The 19,286-nt window shown below is 72.8% G+C and carries 22 protein-coding genes; 5 read left to right on the forward strand and 17 right to left on the reverse strand.

Annotated elements, in window-relative coordinates; translation table 11 throughout:
• Nucleotides 1-32: 32 nt before the first annotated feature.
• Nucleotides 33-491, forward strand: coding sequence for a hypothetical protein (locus ACZ6H8_RS02220; RefSeq protein ID WP_464143932.1), 459 nt, complete (start codon nucleotides 33-35; stop codon nucleotides 489-491).
• Nucleotides 492-516: 25 nt separating this feature from the next.
• Here ACZ6H8_RS02220 and ACZ6H8_RS02225 read toward each other — a convergent pair whose 3' ends face one another.
• Both ACZ6H8_RS02225 and ACZ6H8_RS02230 read right to left on the reverse strand, forming a co-directional pair.
• Complete coding sequence (locus ACZ6H8_RS02225) at nucleotides 517-1,938, reverse strand: amidase (protein WP_464143934.1); 1,422 nt, start codon at nucleotides 1,936-1,938, stop codon at nucleotides 517-519.
• A 227-nt stretch (nucleotides 1,939-2,165) separates the two neighbouring features.
• Nucleotides 2,166-2,648, reverse strand: a complete 483-nt coding sequence (locus tag ACZ6H8_RS02230) for a hypothetical protein (protein ID WP_464143936.1) — start codon at nucleotides 2,646-2,648, stop codon at nucleotides 2,166-2,168.
• Nucleotides 2,649-2,757: 109 nt separating this feature from the next.
• Here ACZ6H8_RS02230 and ACZ6H8_RS02235 point away from each other — a divergent pair, with 109 nt between their 5' ends.
• From ACZ6H8_RS02235 to ACZ6H8_RS02250, 4 genes are read left to right on the forward strand one after another with little or no spacing between them, the layout of a single operon-like run.
• The gene (locus ACZ6H8_RS02235) at nucleotides 2,758-3,669 is read left to right on the forward strand and encodes an ATP-binding cassette domain-containing protein (RefSeq protein ID WP_464143940.1); all 912 of its coding nucleotides are present in this window, start codon (nucleotides 2,758-2,760) and stop codon (nucleotides 3,667-3,669) included.
• On the forward strand, nucleotides 3,666-4,520 hold the full coding sequence (locus ACZ6H8_RS02240; protein ID WP_464143943.1) for an ABC transporter permease: 855 nt from the start codon (nucleotides 3,666-3,668) through the stop codon (nucleotides 4,518-4,520). Before ACZ6H8_RS02235 ends, ACZ6H8_RS02240 begins: the two co-directional genes overlap by 4 nt.
• An 11-nt stretch (nucleotides 4,521-4,531) precedes the next feature.
• Nucleotides 4,532-5,818 (forward strand): sensor histidine kinase, encoded by a 1,287-nt coding sequence (locus ACZ6H8_RS02245; protein ID WP_464143946.1) that lies wholly within the window; start codon nucleotides 4,532-4,534, stop codon nucleotides 5,816-5,818.
• Nucleotides 5,815-6,465, forward strand: coding sequence for a response regulator (locus ACZ6H8_RS02250; RefSeq protein WP_464143948.1), 651 nt, complete (start codon nucleotides 5,815-5,817; stop codon nucleotides 6,463-6,465). Before ACZ6H8_RS02245 ends, ACZ6H8_RS02250 begins: the two co-directional genes overlap by 4 nt.
• A gap of 64 nt (nucleotides 6,466-6,529) precedes the next feature.
• Here ACZ6H8_RS02250 and ACZ6H8_RS02255 read toward each other — a convergent pair whose 3' ends face one another.
• From ACZ6H8_RS02255 to ACZ6H8_RS02325, 15 genes are all read right to left on the reverse strand, one after another.
• The gene (locus tag ACZ6H8_RS02255) at nucleotides 6,530-6,895 is read right to left on the reverse strand and encodes a GntR family transcriptional regulator (protein WP_464143951.1); all 366 of its coding nucleotides are present in this window, start codon (nucleotides 6,893-6,895) and stop codon (nucleotides 6,530-6,532) included.
• Nucleotides 6,895-7,065, reverse strand: coding sequence for a hypothetical protein (locus ACZ6H8_RS02260; protein ID WP_464143954.1), 171 nt, complete (start codon nucleotides 7,063-7,065; stop codon nucleotides 6,895-6,897). The genes ACZ6H8_RS02255 and ACZ6H8_RS02260 overlap by 1 nt, the downstream gene beginning before the upstream one ends.
• The gene (locus ACZ6H8_RS02265; RefSeq protein ID WP_464143957.1) at nucleotides 7,062-7,979 is read right to left on the reverse strand and encodes a hypothetical protein; all 918 of its coding nucleotides are present in this window, start codon (nucleotides 7,977-7,979) and stop codon (nucleotides 7,062-7,064) included. Before ACZ6H8_RS02265 ends, ACZ6H8_RS02260 begins: the two co-directional genes overlap by 4 nt.
• 161 nt (nucleotides 7,980-8,140) lie before the next feature.
• On the reverse strand, nucleotides 8,141-8,728 hold the full coding sequence (locus ACZ6H8_RS02270) for an N-acetyltransferase family protein (protein WP_464143960.1): 588 nt from the start codon (nucleotides 8,726-8,728) through the stop codon (nucleotides 8,141-8,143).
• Nucleotides 8,729-8,732: 4 nt separating this feature from the next.
• On the reverse strand, nucleotides 8,733-9,407 hold the full coding sequence (locus tag ACZ6H8_RS02275; protein ID WP_464143963.1) for a uracil-DNA glycosylase: 675 nt from the start codon (nucleotides 9,405-9,407) through the stop codon (nucleotides 8,733-8,735).
• Nucleotides 9,404-10,114 carry a Type 1 glutamine amidotransferase-like domain-containing protein gene (locus ACZ6H8_RS02280; protein WP_464143965.1) on the reverse strand — a complete coding sequence of 237 codons (711 nt, stop codon included), beginning with the start codon at nucleotides 10,112-10,114 and terminating at the stop codon, nucleotides 9,404-9,406. Before ACZ6H8_RS02280 ends, ACZ6H8_RS02275 begins: the two co-directional genes overlap by 4 nt.
• The gene (locus ACZ6H8_RS02285; protein ID WP_464143967.1) at nucleotides 10,111-11,448 is read right to left on the reverse strand and encodes an aminotransferase class III-fold pyridoxal phosphate-dependent enzyme; all 1,338 of its coding nucleotides are present in this window, start codon (nucleotides 11,446-11,448) and stop codon (nucleotides 10,111-10,113) included. Before ACZ6H8_RS02285 ends, ACZ6H8_RS02280 begins: the two co-directional genes overlap by 4 nt.
• Nucleotides 11,449-11,530: 82 nt before the next feature.
• Nucleotides 11,531-12,676, reverse strand: a complete 1,146-nt coding sequence (locus tag ACZ6H8_RS02290; RefSeq protein ID WP_464143969.1) for an ABC transporter substrate-binding protein — start codon at nucleotides 12,674-12,676, stop codon at nucleotides 11,531-11,533.
• A 12-nt stretch (nucleotides 12,677-12,688) separates the two neighbouring features.
• The gene (locus tag ACZ6H8_RS02295; protein WP_464143971.1) at nucleotides 12,689-13,441 is read right to left on the reverse strand and encodes an ABC transporter permease; all 753 of its coding nucleotides are present in this window, start codon (nucleotides 13,439-13,441) and stop codon (nucleotides 12,689-12,691) included.
• Entirely contained in the window at nucleotides 13,438-14,241 is an 804-nt protein-coding gene (locus ACZ6H8_RS02300; protein WP_464143973.1) for an ABC transporter ATP-binding protein, read from the reverse strand. The genes ACZ6H8_RS02295 and ACZ6H8_RS02300 overlap by 4 nt, the downstream gene beginning before the upstream one ends.
• Nucleotides 14,238-15,080, reverse strand: a complete 843-nt coding sequence (locus ACZ6H8_RS02305) for an ABC transporter permease (protein ID WP_464143977.1) — start codon at nucleotides 15,078-15,080, stop codon at nucleotides 14,238-14,240. Before ACZ6H8_RS02305 ends, ACZ6H8_RS02300 begins: the two co-directional genes overlap by 4 nt.
• A 14-nt stretch (nucleotides 15,081-15,094) precedes the next feature.
• Nucleotides 15,095-16,111, reverse strand: a complete 1,017-nt coding sequence (locus ACZ6H8_RS02310) for a TIGR03842 family LLM class F420-dependent oxidoreductase (RefSeq protein WP_464143980.1) — start codon at nucleotides 16,109-16,111, stop codon at nucleotides 15,095-15,097.
• 9 nt (nucleotides 16,112-16,120) lie between these two features.
• Nucleotides 16,121-17,557 (reverse strand): dihydropyrimidinase, encoded by a 1,437-nt coding sequence (gene hydA, locus ACZ6H8_RS02315; RefSeq protein WP_464143983.1) that lies wholly within the window; start codon nucleotides 17,555-17,557, stop codon nucleotides 16,121-16,123.
• Between the two features lie 10 nt (nucleotides 17,558-17,567).
• Nucleotides 17,568-18,416: a nitrilase-related carbon-nitrogen hydrolase gene (locus ACZ6H8_RS02320; RefSeq protein WP_464143986.1), complete on the reverse strand. Its 849-nt coding sequence runs from the start codon at nucleotides 18,414-18,416 to the stop codon at nucleotides 17,568-17,570.
• A gap of 152 nt (nucleotides 18,417-18,568) precedes the next feature.
• Nucleotides 18,569-19,183: a response regulator transcription factor gene (locus ACZ6H8_RS02325; RefSeq protein ID WP_464144003.1), complete on the reverse strand. Its 615-nt coding sequence runs from the start codon at nucleotides 19,181-19,183 to the stop codon at nucleotides 18,569-18,571.
• Nucleotides 19,184-19,286: the final 103 nt, after the last annotated feature.

Below are 19,286 nucleotides of genomic sequence, written 5' to 3' on the forward strand. Positions count from 1 at the left end.
CTGCGGAGCCCGGCGCCGATATCGTCGCCCACATGGGACTGCGCCGGATCGGCCACGCGACGGGGCGCGCCGCGCACGCGGCGCTGCAGCCCGTGCAGCGCGTGCTGCTCGCGCGGCCCATCGCCGAGCCCGGCTACCGCCTGGCGACGCGTGCAGCGCTCGCATGGGGGCGCCTGCTGGGCGGCGCCGTGCGCCGCGAGGGCGAGCTGCACGTCGTGTCAGGACTGCCGACGTGGGCGTTCGGCCGCGGCGGTACGACCGTCGGGGCGACGTTCCTGACGAACGCGAACGTCTCGCCGGGCATCCTCGCGCACGAGGAGGTGCACAGGCAGCAGTGGCTGCGGTACGGCCTCGCGTTCATCCCGCTGTACTACGCCGCCGGCATCGAGGCGACGACGAACCGGTTCGAGATCGAGGCGGGCCTCGAGCTCGGCGGCTACCTGCCGGCGCAGCGCCCGCCGCGCGGTCGACGCACGCCGAAGGCCTCGTAGCCTCCAGCCGGTCGCCGCGAGCGCGTCAGGCGAAGCGTGCGAGCGTGCGCTGCTCCCACGGGATGCGCCGCTCGAGCTGGCGCCCGATGGCCAGCAGCGTCGCCTCCTCGCCCGGTCGCCCGATGAGCTGCGCGCCCATCGGCAGCCCTTCGGCCGTCACGTGCACCGGCAGCGTGATGGCCGGCAGTCCCACGACGTTCACGAACGACGTGTGCGGCGTGTGCCGCACCTGCTGCCGGAACGACTCCTCGGGATCGTCGCCGTACCAGTCGAGGGGACGCGCGGGCAGCGCCGTCGTCGGCGTGAGCACGGCGTCGAACGGCGCGAACGCGCCCAGCACCGTGCGCTCGAACGCCGTGAACTGCCCGACGGCCTGCGCCACCTCGCCGGGCGTCAGCAGCCGACCCGCATCCGCGAGCCAGCGCGTGAGCGGCTCGACGAGCCCCCGCTGCCGCTCGTCGAGGGGGATGCCGGCAGCGCCGAACTGCCAGAGCGTCGCGAACGCGTCGGCGTAGCCGGGCAGCGAGGGCATCGCGAGCTCCTCGATCGCGTGACCGGCGCGGTCCAGCTCGCGCACGGCGACCGCGACGGCGTCGCGCGCGTCCTGCGAGATCGTCACGTCGACCGCGTCGTCCCACGGCGTGCCCTCGAGCACCGCGACGCGGAATCGGCCCTCGCCGCGCATCGCGGCGGCGAGCAGCGAGCCGCCGTCGACCTCCGGCGAGCGCAGGGTCGTGCGATGCGGCACGACGCCGTTCACGCGGCCGAGCATCGCCTCCATGAGCAGCGCCGCGTCGATGACCGTACGGGCGATGGGGCCCGCGACCGACAGACCGCCGATCTGCCCGACCCCGGAATGCGCGGGCACGCGGCCACGCGAGGGCTTGAGGCCGACGAGGCCGCACACGGATGCGGGGATGCGGATCGAGCCGCCGCCGTCGCTGCCGGGAGCGAAGGGCAGCAGACCGGCTGCGACGGCGGCCGCGGCGCCGCCGGAGGAGCCGCCCGCGCCGAGGTCGGGCCTGCCCGGCAGGGTCGTGTGGCCGGTGAGCGCGCTCGAGGTGTGACCGGAGAAGCCGAACTCGGGCATCGCCGTCTTGCCGAGGCTCACGCCGCCGGCCGCGTCGAGCACGTCGGCGATCAGGTCGGACACCGTCGGCACGAACCCCGCTCGCGACCGCGAGCCGAACTGCGTCGGCACGCCCGCGCGCTGCACGAGATCCTTGTCGGCGAACGGCAGACCGTGGATGACGGGCGTGCGATCGTCGGCGGCATCGACGGCGTCGGCGCGTGCGAGCGCGGCGTCGGCCGTGACGGTGACGAACGCGTTCGTCTCGTCGCCTTCGATGCGCTGCAGGAAGTGCTCGGCGACCTCGCGCGCCGACGCCTTCCTGCGATGGATCGCATCCCACAGGTCGATGGCCGAGAGCTCATGCAGCGCCGTCACCTCTCGAGCCTATGCGCCACCCGCGACGTCGAGCCGCGCTCGGGCGGCTCCCGTCGAGGCTCGCCGCAGGACGACTCCCCCAACCGCTCCTTGAGGAGGCCGCGAGCGCAGCGAGCAGCCGTCTCGAACGGCGAGCCACCACCACGACCACACGCACCAGTCGTGCAACTCCCTTCGAGGCTCGCTCCGCTCGCACCTCACGGAGCGGTGCGGGAGCACACGCGGGGCTACGAGTAGCGGCCCGCGCGGCGGCGCTGCCTGGCACGCTCGGTGCGCTCGCGCATCTGGTCGCGCGAGACGTAGTTCGTCAGCTCGCGGAACGGATCGCGGCCCACGAACCGCGGCACCTCCGACCGCAACGCCGCCACCGCCTTCGCCAGCTCCCAGTACTCGCCGATGCGCGTGCCGCTGCCTGGGTCGACGTGCCGCAGCCGCGCCTCGAACCGCACCTCGCCGCGGACGACGATGCGCGCGACCGTGCCTCGCGTGACCCCCGCGACCGACACCATCCACAGGCCTGGGCCGAGGCTCGTGACCGTCGCCTGCGCATGCGCGGCGTCGGCGGCGGCCGCCGCCTTCGCCTCCGCGTCGACGCGCGCCGCCCGCCACTCGTCGTACGTCGCCATGCCCGGGAGCATGGCACCGGGCACCGACACGCGACGCACGACGACGAGCACCGGCCCGCCGAGGGCGCGTGCGACGGTAGCCACCACGACGCCCTGGTGCCTGCCGGCGTCCCCCCTGGGTACCACCGCATCCGCTCGACGTTCCGCCCTGCGGCGGACGCGCCGCACCCCGCTCGACCGCCACGCTGGATGCATGATCGCAGCAGACCATCTCACCAAGCGCTACGGCGCGAAGGTCGCGGTCGACGACGTCGGATTCGAGGTCCGTCCGGGCCTCGTCACCGGCTTCCTCGGCCCCAACGGCGCAGGCAAGTCGACGACGATGCGCATGATCGTCGGCCTCGACCGTCCCGACGCGGGCTCCGTCACGGTGTCCGGCGTCCCCTACCGCGAGCTGCGCTCGCCGCTCACCGAGGTGGGGGCGCTGCTGGATGCGAAGGCATGGCACCCGGGCCGCACCGCCGAGCGTCACCTGCTGGGCCTCGCCGCCACCCACGGCATCGGCAAGGCGCGCGTGCGGGAGGTGCTCGAGATCACCGGTCTGGAGTCCGTCGCCCGCAAGCGCGTCGGCGGCTTCTCGCTCGGCATGGGCCAGCGGCTCGGCATCGCATCCGCGTTGCTCGGCGACCCGCACACGCTCATCCTCGACGAGCCCGTCAACGGCCTCGACCCCGAGGGCGTCGCGTGGGTGCGCCGACTGCTGCGGTCGCTCGCCTCCGAGGGCCGCGCCGTGCTGCTGTCGTCGCACCTCATGAGCGAGATGGCGCAGGTCGCCGACCGCGTCGTCGTGCTCGGCAAGGGCCGCGTGCTCGCCGATCAGTCGATCGACGAGATCCTCGGCGACCAGGGCCAGCAGGTCGTGCGCGTGCGCGGCGCCGGCGTCGACCGGCTCGCGCACCTGCTCGCCGCCGACGACGTCACCACGACGCAGGTCGCGCCAGACGCCCTCGAGGTGGCTGGCGTGCCCGCGCCGCGCATCGCCGAGGTCGCCGTGGGCGCCGGCATCGGCATCGAGGAGCTCACGCCCCGCAAGGCGACGCTCGAGGAGCGCTACATGGCGCTCACGAGCGACGCCGTCGAGTACAGGACGGAAGGCGCACGATGACCACCACCACACCCGCGGCCGACGCACCCGAGGCGCGTCGCGCCACCTTCCGCGAGACCCCGCACCGCGTGACGTTCGGTGGCGTGCTGCGCTCCGAGTGGATCAAGCTCACGAGCGTGCGCTCCATGGGATGGGCGATCGCGATCGCCGTCGTCATCACGGCAGGGCTCGGTGCCCTCGCCACGCTCGCGACGCTCGCCACGGCGCCCGAGGGCGCCATCGAGCAGGGCCTGTTCTCGCAGGTGCCCGTCGCCGCCCTCGGATCGTCCGGACTGCTCGTGTCGCAGCTCGTGTTCGCGATCCTCGGCGTCATCGCCATCACCGGCGAGTACGGCTCCGGCCAGATCCGCTCGTCGCTCACCGCCGTGCCGTCCCGCCTGCCCGTGCTGGGCGCGAAGGCGCTCGTGCTCGGCGTCATCGCCTTCGTCTCGAGCGGCATCGCCCTCGCGATCGGCATGCTCTCGACGATCGGGGTCGCCGCATCCTTCGGCATCGCGATCGACGACATGGGCATCGACGCATCGGTCGGCTACGCCGTGCTCGGCGGCGCCGTGTACCTGGCGCTGCTGACGGTGTTCTCGCTCGCGGTCGGCGCGCTCGTGCGCTCCGGCGCAGGCGGCATCGCCATCGCGCTCGGCACGCTGCTCGTGCTGCCGGCGGTCGTCGGCCTCGTGCCGTTCGAGTGGGTCAACGACGCGACGCCGTACCTGCTGGCGAACTCCGGCATGGTCATGTCGATGCCGGGCCTCGAGCCCTCCGGCGACTTCTGGCGCGCCGTCGCCGTCACGGCCGCATGGCCCGCCGTCGCCCTCCTGGGTGCGGCCGCCGTGCTCAAGCGCCGCGACGCGTAGGGTCGACAGGCATGACGACCGTGCAGGGAGCCCCCGGCGTTCGCGCCGGGGGCTCCCTGCCGCTGCCCCGGCCTCCGGGGTTCATCCGCAGGTTCGGGCTGCGGCACCCGCGGCTCATCGACTGGCTGCTCGCCGTCGGCTCGCAGCTGCCCGTGCTGGTCATCTCCATCGTCCTCGCAGCGTTCGGCGAGTCGCAGCGCTGGTCGGGCGTGCTCATGCTCGTCGTGGCGATCGTCGCGGGCGGTGCGCTGCTGCTGCGCCGACGGTGGCCGCTCGTGGTCGCCGTCGTCATCGCCGCCCTGCTCGTGCTCCCCTCGGAGGCGTCGGCTGGCGCGTTCATCGCGATCTACGTCGCGTTGTACTCGGTGGGCGCGTACGGCAGGCAGCTGCACGCCTGGATCGGCGTCGCCGCAGCGGCAGCCGCATCGCTCGTCGCGACGCTCATCCTCCCCGCCACCGAGCCCGTGAGCGTCGGACCCGTCGTGTCGATCAACCTCGTCGGCCTTGCCTCGTACGTCGTCGCCGTGCTGGCTGGCACGTCGGTGCGAGCGCGACGCTCCTACGTCGCCGCGCTCATCGCGCGCGCCGACGACATGGCTCGAGACCGCGACCAGCAGGCGCAGCTCGCCGTCGCCGCCGAGCGCGCTCGCATCGCCCGCGAGATGCACGACGTCGTGAGCCACGGCCTCACCGTCATGGTCACGCTCGCGGAGGGCTCGGCGGCGCAGGCCACCCGCGACCCCGAGCGCGCATCCGACACGATGCGCCGCGTCGCCGACACCGGCCGCGACTCGCTCGCCGAGATGCGCAGGCTGCTGGGCGTGCTGCGCGAGCCCGGCGACGACGTGGCGCGCGCGCCGCAGCCTGCCGCCGGCGACCTGCAGGCCCTCGTCGCCTCGTTCCGCGACGTCGACATGCCCGTGCGGCTCACGACGTCGGGGCCGGCGATCGCCGACCAGGCCCTCGCGCTCACGGTGCACCGCATCGTGCAGGAGGCGCTCACGAACGTGATGCGGCACGCGTCAGACGCTGGTCGCATCGAGGTGACGGTGCGGCACGACGGCGACGCCGTGCGCATCGAGGTCGTCGACGACGGTGCGGGAGCGCCCGCGACGACCACGGGCGCCGGGCGCGGCCTCGTCGGCATCCGCGAGCGCGCGGCGATGTTCGCGGGCACCGTCGAGGCGGGTCCGCGAGCACCCACCGGGTGGCGCATCGTCGCGACCCTGCATGAGACCACCCGCCCGGGGGCCGATCCGGCAGCCGGGCGCACCCAGCACGACACGGAGCAGCCATGACCATCCGCATCGCCCTCGTCGACGACCAGGAGCTCGTACGCCTCGGCTTCCGCATGGTGCTGGAGGCGGAGGACGACGTCGAGGTCGTCGGCGAGGCCGCCGACGGCGCCGGTGCCGTCGAGCTCGCCGCACGCGGCGGCATCGACGTGATCCTCATGGACGTGCGCATGCCGGGCGTCGACGGCATCGCGGCGACCGAGCGCATCACCGCGGCGGCCGCGCTGCCGAAGGTGCTCGTGCTCACGACGTTCGACCTCGACGAGTACGCCTACGCCGCGTTGCGCGCCGGCGCGAGCGGGTTCCTGCTGAAGGATGCGCGGCCGACCGAGCTCGTCGCGGCGATCCGCGCGGTGCATGCGGGCGACGCGGCGCTCGCGCCCACGGTGACGCGGCGCATGCTCGAGCACTTCGCGTCGTCGGCGCCCGAGTCGGCCGATGCCTCGGCGCTCGACGTGCTCACCCCGCGCGAGCGGGAGTTCCTCGTGGCGATCGCCGAGGGCCTCACGAACGACGAGCTCGCTGCCCGCTTCGTGCTGTCGGAGTCGACGGTCAAGACCCACGTGGGCAGGCTGCTGCGCAAGCTCGACGCGCGCGACCGCGTGCAGCTCGTGATCCTCGCGTACGACCTGGGCCTCGCGCGCCGCTGAGCCGCCCTCCACCCCTGCATCTGAGGTTTTCGGCCCAATCTGAGGTCAGATTGGGCCGAGAACCTCAGATGTGGGGGTGCGGGGGTTGGCCCGCGACCATGCGGGCGAGGTCGGTGGGCGGGATGCCCAGGCGCGCGCCCTCGATGCGCAGCTGCTCGACGAGCTCCCGCAGCCGCGCCCCCACCGGCACCGCGTCGGGCCGGATGCGCGCGCCCGCGCCGCGGCGCAGCTCGACGAGGCCGAGGTCACGCAGCGACTGGTAGCCGCGCAGCACCGTGTGCATGTTGATCTCGAGCGCGTCGGCGAGCTCGCGCGCGGGCGGCAGCCGCTCGCCGCGCAGCAGCCCACCCGACTCGAACGCATCCCGCACCTGCCTGGCGATCTGCTCGTGGAGCGGCTCGGCGATCGCGGGGTCGACGACGAAGCGCATCAGCCGTGCGCGTGCGCAGCCTGGGCGCGCGTCGCGACGAGGACCGTGAGGATGGGGAGGATCGCCGTGGCTGCCACCACCACGTGTCGACGCCGGGAGGTCGCGCCCCGCACCTCGAGCACGGGGAGCGCCGAGGGGCTCGGCGGCGCCGTCGGGCTCTGCGCCGTCACGCGGCGCCTCCTGCTCGCAGCGCGGCGTACGTCGCGATGGCCTCGTCTGGCCGCTCGACGTTCACGATGACCTGCGTGCCATCGGTGCGCGTGACGAGCAGGGCGGCGCCGTCGGCGCGCAGGATCGACGTCATGCCGTCGTCCGCGACGGTGCCGCCGCCACCCCAGTCCTTGCGGTAGGCGACGCCGGCCGTGAGGTCGGCGATGTCACCGAGCGGGATGCGCACGAGGCTGCCGGGCAGCACGAGCGAGCGCACGACGAATCCCGTGCGGTCGAGGGTCACGCGCAGCATCCACGGGATGCTGCCGGTGAGCCAGACGAGCGCGGCACCGAAGTACCACCAGCCGATCGAGCCGTTCGCGACGACCATGAAGACGCCGAGGCCGACGGCGGCGACGCAGCCCGCCACGATGAGCGCGGCACGGCTCGGGTTCGAGGCGCTCTCCGAGAACGCGACGACGGCCGCGGAGCCGCCGGGCTGCGGCGTGGGCGGCGCGACGGGCAGCGCTCGGCGGGGCGGCGGTCGCCGCGTCGCCATCACCGCGACCGTGAGCGCGACCGGGACGGCGACCGTGACCCACAGCTCGTCGGGGGCGAGCCGTTGCGTGAGCGCGATGCCGGAGACGGCTGCGAGGCCGCCGTCGATGCTCCACGCGACGTGCGCGAGCGGCACGATCGACCGCACGAGCAGATGCGCCCAGAGCGCGAGCATCGCGATGCCGGCCCAGACGGACATCTCGTGCGGGCCGGGGAGGCGGAAGAGGTCGACGAGCTCGACGACGATGATCGCGATGGCGGGACCGCCGATGAGCACCCCGGTGGACCAGCGGCGCCACCACGGGCCGCGCGAGGCCGGCTCGAGGTCGTGCAGCCCGAAGCGACGGCGCTGCGCGATCGGGTTCGGCTCCGACATGCGCACCTCCTGAGGTTGTTCTAGTCGACGCTAGAACAAAGAGGACGAGTCCGCCACCCTGCGCCGCTGCGCGGTTGCGTCTTGCAGGCGATCCGGGTGGGTCGAGGGAAGATACCCCTCCGGCACCCCTGATCGCCTGCGAAACGCCACCATCGGGGGGGTCAGCGGCGGCGACGCTTCAGCGGCTTCACCATCGTGATCGTGCCGAGCCACCGCCCGAACTTGCGGCCCACCTTGCCCATGCGGCCCGTCTCGCGGAAGCCGAGCCGCTCGTGCAGCCGCACCGACGCCTCCGCCTTCTCGTCGGCGATGACCGCGACCATCTCCTTGCAGCCCGTCTCGGTCGCGGCGTCGACGAGCGCCACGAGCAGCGCCTTCCCGAGCCCACGGCCCGTGGATGCGGGGGCGAGGTAGATCGAGTGCTCGACGATCCTCCGGTACGCGCTGCGCGGCTTCCACGGCTCGGCGAGCGCGTAGCCGATCACGGTGTGGGTGCCCGACTCGGCGACGAGGAACGGCAGCCGCAGCCGCTCGAGCCAGTCGAACAGCCGCCGCCACTCCTGCAGCGTCTTCGGCCGCTCGTCGAGCGTCACCGACGAGTTCAGCACGTAGTGGGCGTAGATCGACCGCACGGCCGGCAGGTCGCGGATCGTCGCGGGGCGGATGACGAACGAGAACTCGGGCTCGGCGCGCACGCTGCGCAGATGCCGAGGCAGCACGCGGCGCCTGTCGTACTCCTCCGGCAGCATGGGCCTACTCCAGTCGCCAGTCGATCGGCGGCGCGCCCTGCTCCTGCAGCAGGGCGTTCACGCGCGAGAACGGTCGCGAGCCGAAGAAGCCTCGGGATGCCGACAGCGGCGACGGGTGCGGGCTCGCCACGATGGGCGTGCCCTCGAGCAGCGGCGTCAGCTGCTGCGCCTTCGCACCCCACAGGATGGCGACGAGCGGCTCTGGCCGCTGCACCAGCGCCGCGATGGCCTGCTCGGTCACGGCCTCCCACCCCCACCCTCTGTGGGCGTCGCTCGCGCCCTCGCGGGTCGTGAGCACGCGGTTGAGCAGCAGCACGCCCTGGTCGGCCCAGGCGGTGAGGTCGCCGTGCGACGCCGGCGGGATGCCGAGGTCGGCCTCGAGCTCCTTGTACACGTTCTGCAGCGACCGCGGCACGGGGCGCACGTCGGCGTCGACCGAGAACGACAGCCCGACGGCGTGGCCGGGCGTCGGGTACGGATCCTGTCCCACGACGAGCACGCGCACGTCGGCGAGCGGCCGCTCGAAGGCTCGCAGCACGCGCGGCCCCTCCGGCAGGTACCGGTGGCCGGCGGCGGCCTCCTCGCGGAGGCGCTCCCCCAGCTGCCGGATCTGCGGCTCGACGGACGCGAGCGCAGCGGCCCAGCCGGCGTCGACGAGCTCCGACAGCGGCGCCGTCATCGGCCGCCCAGCACCGCGACCTGCACGGACGGGCCGTCCTTCGTGCACACGTACACGTTGCCCTCGCCTGCCGCGACGAGCGCCGAGGCGCCGACGACGAGCGACGTGCGCTCGTCGATCGCGACGGTGCGCTCGGCGAGCTCGGCGTCGACGATCGCGATCGCGCGGGCGAGGGTGCCGTGCTGCGAGGCGTGCACGTCGACGACGACGTCGACGAGGCCGATCCCCTCCGCCAGCGTCACGTCGTCGAGGCCCTCGGCGCTGCGCTCCTGCGTCACCTCGACGCCGCCGATGCGCCACCCGCCCAGCAGCGCGACGTCGCCCGCGATCATCGCGCCCGCCGAGAACCCTGCGTACGGCGTGCCGTCGGCGACGAGCTCGCGGATCGCCTGCGCGGCGGGCATGACGGCCTCGTGGTAGCCGGGCGTGAGCCCGCCGCCGACGAAGATGCCGTCGACGCCTGCGAGGTCGGCGGGCTCGAGCGGCCGGTCGGCGGCGAGCTGCACGATGCGCACCTCGCAGTCGTGCTTGGCGAGATCGGCGCGGTACTCCTCGTGCCACGACTCGCCCTCTGCTGCCGTCTCGGCCCACAGGACGACCGCGATGCCGGGTCGCCTGCCCGCGCGCTCGCGTGCCTCGGCGACGAACCTGCCGGTCCAGGCCGACTCGTCCTCGGCCCATCCGCCGCCGATGAGGTGCACGCTCACGCGGCACCCACCTCCGTGAACGCCTCGTCGTAGATCGCGAGCGCCGCGTGCGCCTCGTCGTCGGTGACGACGCACGGCGGCACGACGTGGATGCGGTTGTCGGCCGCGAACGGCAGCAGGCCGCGGCGCATGAGCGCGCCCTTCAGCGCGCCGATGACGTCGGCGCCGACGGGCTCGCGCGTCGAGGGGTCGGCGACGAGGTCGAGCGCCCAGAAGACGCCGACGCCGCGCGCCTCGCCGATGAGGGCGTGGCGCTGGGCGAGCTCGGCGAGACCGGGGCCGAGCACGTCGGTGCCGATGCGGCGGGCGTTGTCGACGATGCCCTCCGACGCCATGGCGCCGAGCGTCGCGACGATCGACGCCGCCGCGAGCGGATGACCGGAGTAGGTGAGGCCGCCTGGGAAGACGCGCTTCGTGAACGTGTCGTGGATCTCGGGGCTCACGATGACGCCGCCGACGGGCACGTAGCCCGAGTTCACGCCCTTCGCGAAGGCGATGAGGTCGGGGCGCACGTCGTGCGCGTCGTGCGCGAACCACTCGCCCGTGCGCCCGAAGCCCGACATGACCTCGTCCATGATGAGCATGGCGCCGAAGCGGTCGGCGAGCTCGCGCAGCCCCGAGAGGTAGCCGGGTGGCGGCATGATGACGCCCGCGGTGCCGGGGATGGCCTCGACGAGGATCGCCGCGACCGACTCGGGCCCTTCGGCCTCGATCACGCGGCGCATGTGGTGCAGGGCGCGCTCGCACTCCTGCTCGAGCGTCTCCGACCAGAACTCGCTGCGGTACAGGAACGGGCCGAACGCGTGCACGTGGCCGCGCGCGAACTCGTTGGGCACGCGCCGCCAGTCGCCCGTCGCGACGACGGCCGCGCCGGTGTTGCCGTGGTACGAGCGGTAGAGCGAGACGACCTTGTCGCGGCCCGTGTGGAGTCGCGCCATGCGGATGGCGTTCTCGATGGCGTCGGCGCCGCCGTTCGTGAAGAAGACGCTCTGGAATCCGGGCGCGTGCGCGAGCACCGCCTCGGCGGCCTCGCCGCGCACGAGGTTCGTCGTCGCGGGCGCGACGGTCGTGAGCACGTCCGCCTGGGCCTTGATGGCGGCGACGACCGCCGGATGCTGGTGCCCGATGTTCGTGTTCACGAGCTGGCTGGAGAAGTCGAGGTACTCGCGACCGTCGTGGTCCCAGACGCGGGTGCCGAGTCCGCCTGCGACGACGAACGGGTTCGTCTGGCCCTGCACGGACCAGGAGTGGAAGACGTGCGCGTCGAGCGCGCGGGCGCGGTCGCCCGCTGCCGGATCGGCGGCGATCGCGTCGTTCAGGACCGTGTCGGCCATGGATGCTCCTTCGAACCGTGCGCGTGGAGGGGCGAGGGCTCCCTCGCCCCTCCACGCTAGGGCACCGTCGGGTGCGGGAGGCCTACTGGCCGCCCTCGGCGAGCGTGACCTCGATGGGTGCGTAGTCGGCGCCCATGACGTCGACGCCGTCCTCCTCGAGGTTCGCGAGCGCCTGCTCGACGTACGTCGTGTCGTAGGCGGTGTCCGGCGGGTCGGTGGTGATGACGGTCGAGCCGTCCTGGTTGGGCGTCGACATCGAGATCTCCACCGTCTGGTCCCAGGCCGCCTCGTCGACGAGGCCGATGCCGTTCGTCGACGGCCAGATGAGGCCGTTCATCTCGTTGACCATCCACAGCTGGTGGGAGGCGCCGAGCTGGCTGCCTGCGTCGACCACGAGCTGCGCCGCCCCCTCGGGGTCGTCGCGGGCGGAGATCCACCCCAGCAGCGACGCCTCGATGAAGGCGACCGTCGTCTCCTGGAACCCCTCGTCGCCGAGCGCCTCCGTGTTGGCCCAGATGGCGTCCTGCAGCATGGCGGTGCCCGCCTCGTTCCAGTCGATGACGGTGAAGTCGTCGGCCGTGTACAGCTCGCCCGTCTCGGGATCGACGGTCTCGAGCAGCTGCGCGTACTCGTTGTACGACATCGCCTGCGCCGCGTCGATGTCACCGGAGAGCAGGCCCGACATGTCGAACGCCTGCTGCACGAGCGTCACGTCCGACATGGGGTCGAGCCCTGCCTCGCCGAGCCCCGCGAAGAGCTCGAACTCGTTGCCGAAGCCCCACGAGCCCACGTTGGCGCCCTCGAGATCCTCTGGCCCCTCGATGCCCGAGTCGGCGAACGCGACCTGCAGCGTGCCGGAGCGTTCGAGGATCTGCGCGACGTTCGTGATGCCCGCACCCGCCTCGATCGACGCGAGCGCCTTCGGCACCCACGCGATCGCGAAGTCGGCCTGGCCGTCGGCGAGCACCGTCTGCGGCACGATGTCGGCGCCGCCCTCGACGATCGTCACGTCGAGGCCGTAGTCCTCGTAGATGCCCTGCTCGAGGGCTGCGTAGTAGCCGGCGAACTGGCCCTGCGCGAACCACTGGAGCTGGAGGGTGATGGGGGTGAGGCCGTCCTCCCCCTCCTCGGGCACGGCGTCGCCGCCGCCTGCCGAGCAGGCGCCGAGGACGAGTGCGGTCGCGGTGGCGGCGGCGATGACGCCGAGCCTCCTGGGTGTGCTGTGCATGGTGTTCCCCTCTCAGGTGGTCGCTCGGCGGCGGGATCGCTCGAGCAGCAGGGTCGCGAGGTAGAAGGCCAGCCCGAGCACGACGGCGGCGAGCACGTAGCTCCACGCGCGCGCGTACCCGGATTGGGCTGCCGCGGAGGCGATGCGGGAGCCGAGGCCGTTCTGCAGGCCGCCGAAGTACTCCGCGACGACGGCGGAGATCACCGCGAGCGACGAGGCGATGTTCAGGCCCGTGAACACGTACGGCAAGGCACCCGGTAGCGTGAGGTGCCACGTGACCTGCCAGCCGGATGCGCCGTTCGCCCGCAGCAGGTCGCGGTGCACGGGGTCGCTGCGGCGCAGGCCGCGCAGCGTGTTGACGAACACGGGCACGAACGCGGCGATGCCGACGACGATCTGCCTCGGCGTCTCGCTCGCGGCGCCGAACATCGTGCCGAGCACGGGGGCGAGCGCCACGATCGGCACGACGGCGATCGCCGCGACCAGCGGCTCGACGATCGACTGCAGCCAGCGGATGCGCGACGCGAGCGCCGCCATGACGATCGCGAGGATCGCGCCGCCCACGAGCCCCACGAGCGCGTTCGTGCCGGTCGCGAGCGCCGCCTGCACGAGGCCGGGGAGGATGATCGCCGCCTGCGCGCCGATCGCGGTCGGCGCGGGCAGCAGGTACGGCGGGATGTCGAGCAGCGCGACGGCGCCCTCCCACACGACGAGCAGCACGACTCCCAGCGCGATCGGCGCCAGCACCCGCACCGCCGGCGTCATCGCGTCTCCACCCCGCGGGCGCCGGGCTCGGCGCCGTCGCGCCCGTGCAACGCCTCGCGCACCGCCGTGACGGACGCGAAGAACGCATCGGCCTCGCGTGCGTCGCCTGCGGCATCCATCGCCTGCCGCTCCACGGCGACGACGTCGGTGATGCGGCCGGGCCTCGGGCTCATGACGACGACGCGGTCGGAGAGGTAGACGGCCTCGGGGATCGAGTGGGTGACGAACACCACCGCCGCCCCCGTCTCGCCGACGATGCGGTGCAGCTCGCCCTGCAGGCGTTCGCGCGTCATCTCGTCGAGGGCGCCGAACGGCTCGTCCATGAGCAGCAGCCGCGGATGCTCCGCGAGCGACCGGGCGATCGCGACCCGCTGCTGCATGCCGCCGGAGAGCTGATCGGGATGCTGGTCGGCGAAGTCGGCGAGCCCCACGAGCTCGAGCAGCTCGGTCGACCTCGCACGCCGCGCCGTCGCCGTCGCACCGTGCAGCTGCAACGGCAGCTCGACGTTCTGCCGCACCGTGCGCCACGGCAGCAGCCCCGCCTGCTGGAAGGCGATGCCGTACGCGTGGTCGAGCCTCGCCTGCCTCGCCGTCGCGCCGAACACGAGCACGTCGCCCGCCGTCGGCGCGTCGAGGTCGGCGATGAGTCGCAGCAGCGTCGACTTGCCGCAGCCCGACGGGCCGATGAGCGACACGAACTCGCCGTCGTCGACGACGAGGTCGACCGCGTCGAGCGCGCGCACCTCGCCCCTGCGCGTGGCGAACACCTTCGTCGCTGCACGGACCTCCACGGCGCTCATGCGGCCTCCAGCCGTCGGTAGCGCGAGAGCGCGAGCCCCGCCAGGGCCACGAGCCCCGCGACGGCGAGGCCCATGACGACCGCGCCGAAGATGGGCGACCAGCCGCGTGCGGGATCCGAGGATCCCGCCTGCGCGTACTCGACGATGAGGCGGCCGATGCCGCCGCGCGAGCCCGTCGACACCTCGGCGACGACGGCGCCGACGATCGCGGCCGCGGCGCCCAGCCGCAGCGCGCTCAGCACGTAGGGCACCGCCGAGGGCAGCCGCAGGTACCGCAGCGTCGCCCACCACGACGCGCCCTGCGAGCGCAGCAGATCGACCTGCGCGGCCGTCGGCGACTGCAGGCCGCGCAGCGCCCCCACCGCGACGGGGAAGAACGCGAGGTACGAGGCGATGACGGCGACGCTCATCCACCGCTCCCACCCGTCGATGCGTCCGCCCCACGACACGACGATGGGTGCGAGCGCGATGAGCGGCACCGTCTGGCTGAGGATGAGCCACGGCAGCATCGCCGCCTGCGCGATCGGCAGCGCCTGCATGATCAGCGCCAGGCCGAAGCCCACCACGGCGCCCACGAGCAGGCCGGCGAGCGCCGTCGCCGCCGACGTGACGCATGCGGCCAGCACCGCCTGCACGACGAGCTCGTCGGAGCCGCCCCGCACCGGCTCGAACGCGCGCGCGACCATCTCCCACACGTGCGGCATGGCGAGGTCGGTCGTGCGCGGCAGCACCGACACGTCGCCGAGTCGCCACCCGTCGGCGGGGCCGAGCGCCTTGTAGCCCTCCCACGCCGCTGCGAGCGCCAGCACGCCGACGAGGCCGAGGAGGGCCGGCCGCACGTGCTGGCGCAGCCTCACGACGTGGCCGTCACGTGCTCGGTGAGCGCGGGGATGACGTGCTCGCCGTACTGCCGCAGCGTCTCCTCCTTGTCGTCGTGCATGACGTACGCGGCGAACTGGTCGACGCCGAGGTCGGCGAGCTGCTGCAGCTTCGCGATGTGCGCCTCGACGGGTCCGAGCAGGCAGAACCGGTCGACGATCTCGTCGGGCACGAAGTCGACGTGGTCGTTGTCGGCCTTGCCGTGGCTGTTGTAGTCGTACCCGGTGCGGCCGGCGATGTAGTCGGTCAGCGCCTGCGGGATCGCACCCGAGTCGCCGTAGCGGGCGACGATGTCGGCGACGTGGTTGCCGACCATGCCGCCGAACCAGCGCGAGCGGTCGCGCTGGTACGGCACGTCGTCGCCGACGTACGCGGGCGCGGCGACGCAGATCGTGACGTCGTCCGGATCCCTGCCCACGTTCGCCGCAGCATCCCGCACCGCCTGGATCATCCACCTGGCGATGTCGACGTCGGCGAGCTGCAGGATGAAGCCGTCGGCGACCTCGCCCGCGAGCTGCAGCGCCTTCGGCCCGTAGGCCGCGACCCACACCTCGAGCTCCGAGCCCTTCGACCACGGGAACCGCAGCGTCGCGCCGTTGTGCTCGACCGAGCGCGACGAGCCGAGCTCGCGGATGACGTGCACGGCATCCCGCAGCGTCTTCAGCGTCGTCGGTGCCCCGTTCGTGACGCGCACCGCCGAGTCGCCGCGGCCGATGCCGCACACGGTGCGGTTGCCGTACATCTCGTTGAGGGTCGCGAAGACGCTCGCCGTGACCGTCCAGTCGCGGGTCGCGGGGTTGGTGACGAACGGGCCGACGGTCACCTTGCGGGTCGCGCCGAGGATCGCCGAGTGCAGCACGTACGGCTCCTGCCACAGCAGGTGGCTGTCGAACGTCCACACGTGGCTGAACCCGTGCGCCTCGGCGAGCTGCGACAGCTGCACGACGCGAGCCGACGGCGGGTTGGTCTGGAAGACGGCTCCGAAGTCCATCGCAGCCCCCTACGCCAGGTACTGCGACAGGCCGCGCTTCACGAAGCGCCCGTCGCCCTTGGAGCCGAGGTACTCGCCGCCGTCGACGATGACCTTGCCGCGTGCCATGACCGTGTCGACGTGGCCGTCGATCTCGTAGCCCTCCCACGCCGAGTGGTCCATGTTCATGTGGTGCGTCTTCTCGACGCCGATCGACGTGTGCCCGTTCGGGTCGTAGAGCACGATGTCGGCGTCGGCGCCCGGCTGGATGACGCCCTTGCGGCCGTGCATGCCGAACATGCGCGCCGGCGTCGTCGACGTGAGCTCCACCCAGCGCTCCAGCGTGATGCGGCCCGTGACGACCCCCTGGTACATGAGGTCCATGCGGTGCTCGATCGAGCCGATGCCGTTCGGGATCGCACGGAAGTCGGTCAGACCCAGCTCCTTCTGATCCTTCATGCAGAACGGGCAGTGGTCGGTGGAGACCATCTGGATGTCGTTCGTGCGCAGCGCCTGCCACATGTGGTCCTGGTGGCCCTCCTCGCGGCTGCGCAGCGGCGTCGAGCACACCCACTTCGCGCCCTCGAACTCGCCCCACTCGCTGCCGCGTGCGCCCAGCTGCTCCTCGAGCGACAGGTACAGGTACTGCGGGCACGTCTCGCCGAACACCTGCTGCCCCTGGTCGCGGGCCCATGCGAGCTGCTGCACGGCCTGCTTCGCGCTCACGTGCACGACGTAGAGGGGCGCCTGCGTGTAGTTGGCGAGCATGATCGCCCGATGCGTCGCCTCCTCCTCCATCTGCCAGGCGCGGGCGATGCCGTGGTAGTACGGCGCCGTCTTGCCCTGGGCGACGAGCTGCTCGGCGATGACGTCGATCGCCGGGCCGTTCTCGGCGTGCATCATCGTCATGAGGCCCGTCTCGGCCGAGACCTGCATCGCCTTCAGGATCTGCGCGTCGTCGGAGTAGAAGACGCCCGGGTAGGCCATGAAGAGCTTGAAGCTCGAGATGCCCTCGTCGACGAGCCCGCGCATCGCGGCGAGCGAGTCGTCGTCGACGCCGCCGACGATCTGGTGGAACCCGTAGTCGATGGCGCACTCGCCCGCGGCGAGCTCGTGCCAGGTGGCGAGGCCGTCCTGCAGCCGCTCCCCCGTCTTCTGCACCGCGAAGTCGACGATGGTCGTCGTGCCGCCCCACGCTGCGGCGCGCGTGCCGGTCTCGAACGTGTCGGAGGCGAACGTGCCGCCGAACGGCAGCTGCATGTGGGTGTGGGCGTCGATGCCGCCCGGGATGACGTACCTGCCGGTCGCGTCGATCACGCGGTCGACGGATGCGGCGAGGTCGTGGCCGAGCAGCGTCGAGCCCGGCTCGAGCACGGCACGGATCGTCTCGCCGTCGACGAGCACGTCGGCGAGGACGCGGCCGGTGGAGGAGACGACGGTGCCGCCTGCGATGAGCGTCGTGGTCATGCCATGCCCCCTACGGCTGCGCGATCCGCGTGTAGGAGTCGGGCCTGCGATCCCGGTAGAACTGCCAGTCGTCGCGCATCTGCTGCACGAGGTCGAGGTCGAGGTCGCGCACGAGCAGCTCCTCGTGCTCGCTCGAGCCCCGCTCGCCCACGAAGTTCCCGCGCGGGTCGATGACCTGGCTCGTGCCGTAGAAGTCGACGGCGAGGTCGCCGTACTCGTTGTCCTCGCGGCCGACGCGGTTGGGCTGCAGCACGAAGTAGCCGTTCGCGACCGCCGCGGCCGGGCCCTCGACCTCCCAGAGCCGGTTCGACAGGCCCGGCTTCGTCGCGTTGGGGTTGAAGACCATGTGGGCGCCGTTCAGGCCCAGCTCGCGCCATCCCTCCGGGAAGTGGCGGTCGTAGCAGATGTACGTGCCGACCTTGCCGACGGCGGTGTCGAACACGGGGTAGCCCTGGTTGCCGGGGCGGAAGTAGAACTTCTCCCAGAACCGGTCGAGGTGCGGCAGGTGATGCTTGCGGTACGTGCCGAGGATCGAGCCGTCTGCATCGACGACGACGGTCGTGTTGTAGTACACGCCCGTCTGCTCCTCCTCGTAGATCGGCAGGATCGACACCATGCCGAGCTCCTTCGCGAGCGCCGCGAAGCGCTGCACGATGGGCCCGTCGACCGGCTCGGCGTAGCGGTAGTACTTCTGGTCCTGCGTGATGCCGAAGTAGGGGCCGTAGAAGAGCTCCTGGAAGCAGATCACCTGCGCCCCCTGCTCGGCGGCCTCGCGTTGGAACGCCTCGTGGCGATCCAGCATGGACTCCTTGTCGCCCGTCCACGTCGTCTGGGTGATGGCTGCTCTGACCGTGGTCACGTGACCCTCCGCTCCCGTAGCTTCTGACTCTGAGGGTCGCGCGTTTCGCACGCGTTTCGCCAGGGTCACGATCCAGATCGTGACGGGATCGTGCCCCGATCTCTCCCCGCTGGCCCTCGAGGCTCGAGCGCAGCGAGGCCCGGCGGCGCGGGTCAGACCCAGCCGTGCTCCGTCGCGATCCGCACCGCCTCGGCGCGGTTCGCCGCGCCGAGCTTGCCGATCGCGCTCGACAGGTGGTTGCGCACCGTGCCCGGCGAGAGATGCACGCGCTCGGCGATCGCCGCCGTGTCGCCGCCGCGCGCGACCGCGGCGAGCACCTCCGCCTCCTTGGGCGTGAGCGGCGACGAGCCCACGCTGAGGCTCTGCACCGCCAGATCCGGGTCGACGACGAGCCTGCCTGCGCGCACCTGCCGCAACGCGTCGACGAGTCGCTCGGCCGGCGCATCCTTCACCATGAACCCGCGCGCACCCGCCGCGAGCGCGCGCTGCAGGTAGCCGGCGCGGCCGAAGGTCGTCACGATCACGACGCGCGTCGCAGGCGACCGCTCGAGCACGCGCTCGACGGCGTCGATGCCGTCGTTCGCGCCGCCCCCGGCCGGCATCTGCACGTCCATGAGCACGACGTCGGGCTGCAGCTCGGCGGCGAGCGCGATGGTCTCGCCGCAGTCGGCAGCCTGCCCGACGACCTCGACGTCGTCCTCGAGCGACAGCAGCGCGCTCAACGCCCCGCGCACCATCGCCTGGTCGTCGGCGACGAGCACGCGCATCACGCCGCCCCCACGCGCACGGTCGTGCCGCGGTGGTCGCTGCGCACCTCGAGCGCCATGCCCGCCTGCTGCGCGCGCTCGGCGAGCCCCGCGAGGCCCGACC

The organism is Agrococcus sp. AC640b (genome assembly GCF_979255995.1).